4 protein-coding genes are annotated in these 3,141 nt (G+C 30.7%); 1 reads left to right on the forward strand and 3 read right to left on the reverse strand.

Going from position 1 to position 3,141, the window contains the following annotated elements; genetic code table 11:
• Positions 1–113 precede the first annotated feature (113 nt).
• Positions 114–302: a hypothetical protein gene (locus tag QZZ48_RS15135; RefSeq protein WP_294967092.1), complete on the forward strand. Its 189-nt coding sequence runs from the start codon at positions 114–116 to the stop codon at positions 300–302.
• Here the strand turns inward: QZZ48_RS15135 and QZZ48_RS15140 are convergent, their stop codons facing one another.
• Genes QZZ48_RS15140 through wtpA form a run of 3 tightly spaced genes read right to left on the reverse strand, consistent with a single transcriptional unit; the run spans position 303 to position 3,039 of the window.
• Entirely contained in the window at positions 303–1,082 is a 780-nt protein-coding gene (locus QZZ48_RS15140) for an ABC transporter permease (RefSeq protein WP_294967093.1), read from the reverse strand. It lies immediately after the preceding gene.
• Positions 1,083–1,116: 34 nt separating this feature from the next.
• Entirely contained in the window at positions 1,117–2,097 is a 981-nt protein-coding gene (locus QZZ48_RS15145; protein ID WP_294967094.1) for an ATP-binding cassette domain-containing protein, read from the reverse strand.
• Positions 2,098–2,103: 6 nt separating this feature from the next.
• Complete coding sequence (gene wtpA / locus QZZ48_RS15150; RefSeq protein WP_294967095.1) at positions 2,104–3,039, reverse strand: tungstate ABC transporter substrate-binding protein WtpA; 936 nt, start codon at positions 3,037–3,039, stop codon at positions 2,104–2,106.
• Positions 3,040–3,141 lie beyond the last annotated feature (102 nt).

Genomic DNA, 3,141 nt, shown 5'->3' on the forward strand with positions numbered 1-3,141 from the left:
CTCATATTTAATCCCTATATTTTCTATTTCAATTTTATCATTTTTGAAATAAGAAAACAAATTTTACTGGTTCAGTTTTAGGGGTTCATTATAGTTTTGTATCTATAGAAATTATGATTCATATAGATGATATTATGACAACCTTTTCAACTGAAGCAACAGTCAAAAGGATTGAAAAAGTAAAAGATGGCTTTAAAGTTGTTCTTTTATGTCATTTAGACATAATAAACAAAGGCATATTGCAACAGTATATAGCTAAGCGTCAGATGGAAATTATTAGTGAGTTGAAAAAAGATTCTTAATTATAAGCGATTTGTAATAAATCTAACTATTAAAAAAACTAACATACTAAAGCCTATAATTACTGCTGCTAAAGGAGCACTGTAGCTAAGTCCATAACTATTAAACCTATCAAAAATCAGAACAGGTGTTGTCATAGGATGATAAACTAAAATTACAATTGCACCAAACTCACCAAGACCTCGACTCCACATCATTAAAGCACCGTTGATGATATCTTTTTTTGCATTAGGGATTGTAATTCTAAAAAACACATTTATTGGAGAAGCTCCCAAAGTTCTTGCCGTTTTTTCTAGTTTTACATCTACTTTTCTAAAGCCATCTTTTGCACTATTGATTAAAAATGGAGCTGATAAAAACATCATAGCTATCATGATTCCATACTCAGTACCAATAAATTCTATACCAAAGAATTTAAAAAAATCGCCTATTGAAGTGTCTCCAAAAGTTGTAAGCAGAGCAATTCCCGCTGCAGTATGAGGAATCATAACTGGGATATCAATCAGCGACTCAACTAAGCTTTTTCCATAAAAATCATACCTAGCTATTATATATGCTAATGGCAGACCTGTGCATAAAACAAATAGCATTGACCATGCAGAGACTTTCATCGTAAGAATAATAGAGCTAATTGCTTCACCATCTTTAATGGTCTCAAGCAACTTTTCACTTCCTACCCCAATAAATATTTTTATAATAGGAGCACTAAGAAAAAATACTACAATCAGGGCTAAGACTATTAATGTTATGTTAAATGTATTGGTTCTATCTATTGATTTCATTCTTTTCTCTTAATTTATTTTTTGAAGTTACAAGTTATATGATACTTATGTCTTTTTTATCAAAGCCTATTTGAATCTTATGTGTTCTATCTGCATAACAGCCTTCATAATCTCTTTTTAATATTTTTATAAAAAATTGATGTTCTTCAACTTTTACGAAAAGTTTATAATGGTCTATAATTCCCATACACTCATCAACTATTCCTTCAAATATGTAATCAGTATTCATATCTTTATTTTTAGATAGTCTAATAACATTTGGATCTACAGAATAGACTTTTGTAGAAAATTCATCTCCTAGCATAGATGCTGGAAAAATATTTTTAAAACCTAAAAATGTAGCTACTTCTATATTAATAGGGTTATTTAAAACCTCTCTGGCATCTCCAACTTGTTTAATCTCGCCATCCATAATAATTGCAATTTTATCAGCTAGATAAGAAGCTTCTCTAAAGTTATGTGTAACATGAATAGTAATAACATCATATCTTCTGTGAATATCCTTCAAGCTTTTCATGATTGCATTTCTAAAAGTTGGATCTATTGCACTTAATGGCTCATCTAAAAGTAATATCTTTGGTCGTGAAAATATGGCTCTAGCTATTGCTACACGCTGTTTTTCTCCGCCACTTAAGGCTTGAGTACTACGACCAAGTAGATTTTCAAGCTTTAAAAAATCTACTAAATCATTAAATAATTCATCTGCATCTTCTATTTTTTTGTATTTAGCTGAAAATCTAATATTTTCTTCTACACTTAGATTTGGAAATAGTGCAAAGTCTTGATACACAAAACCTATATCTCTCTTCTCAGTTGGTAGTAAAGAGATATCAATACCTTTATAAATCACACTACCGCTACATGGATTAAGTCCGGCAATGGTTTCAAGCAACATAGTTTTTCCACTTTGACCTAGAAGTACAAAATATTCATTATTTTGTATGTCTAGATTTATATTCTTTAGTGAAAAATCACCTGGGTTACTTGAAAGATTTTGTATTTTTAAGTAAGACATTCTTTATTATTTTCCTATTATTGAAGCGTCACCAGTAATATTTGCAGGAGATATAACTCCTTGACCATTTTTAATCATGATAGCTTGACCCTCGTCTGAAAGTACAAAGTTTACAAATTTAATTGCACCTTCTTTATTAGCAGGAGATTTTTTGTTTTGAGCAACAGTTATACCATATACCATCGCTCCACCTTTTTTAGTGATGAATTGACCTGGTTTTTTACCAGTTATTTGAAATGAAGCAGTCTTATAAAAGTCTTTAAATTCATTATCTTTAAGTGATACTTGTTTTGGAAGAGTAATATAATTCAAACCATGTTGCTCTGCAACAGATTTATAGATATAAAGGTAATCATAAGCATTAGCTTCGATAAGTCCAAGAAGGTCCGTTTCTTTTGGTCTAACAACTACTTTTTTTCTGTCTTCTTCGCCAACTTTATATGAGTCACCGTATCCAAATAGTTTATCATAAAAACCTGGAGTCTTATAATACTCTTCTGCTAGTTTTGTAACTAATACAGATCTATATCCACATGGGTCCATATTTTGGTTAGAATGTCCAACTTTAACACCTTTTCTTAAAAAGATTTCAGGCCAGTTTTGTGAATTGATTTCTTTTGCATATTTTGCTTTAGAAGTATAAGCTATTGCCATCTCATTTGTTGCAAACTGTGCATTAAATTTTGCATGATTAGGAATAAGTAAGTTGTCTATTACATTATAGTCAGCACTAGCCATTACATCAGCCGCTTTACCTATTTCAGAAATCTTTCTTGCAGCAGCTCTACTACCACTTGCTTCTCTTTGTACATCATACTGAGGATAGTTACTCTCAAATGCTTTTTCAATATTAGCAAATGGTACTGCTAAACTACCAGCGTGAAAAACTGTAATCTTTTCTTGTGCTAATATACTAGATGCCAATAGAGCACTAAGGCCCATACTTAATTCTAGGTACAATTTACTATTAGACTATTTAGTTTAAGCAGTGACATAAAATAGAGGATTTTTTGATGAAAAATATAATCATTTTTAAGATGGAGT

This window comes from Sulfurimonas sp., assembly GCF_016744025.1.
Lineage (GTDB): Bacteria > Campylobacterota > Campylobacteria > Campylobacterales > Sulfurimonadaceae > Sulfurimonas.

Coding starts and splice junctions, on each gene's coding strand:
- QZZ48_RS15135 (WP_294967092.1), top strand. CDS start 114: ATGATTCATATAGATGATATTATGACAACCTTTTCAACTGAAGCAACA.
- QZZ48_RS15140 (WP_294967093.1), bottom strand. CDS start 1,082: ATGAAATCAATAGATAGAACCAATACATTTAACATAACATTAATAGTC.
- QZZ48_RS15145 (WP_294967094.1), bottom strand. CDS start 2,097: ATGTCTTACTTAAAAATACAAAATCTTTCAAGTAACCCAGGTGATTTT.
- wtpA (WP_294967095.1), bottom strand. CDS start 3,039: ATGGGCCTTAGTGCTCTATTGGCATCTAGTATATTAGCACAAGAAAAG.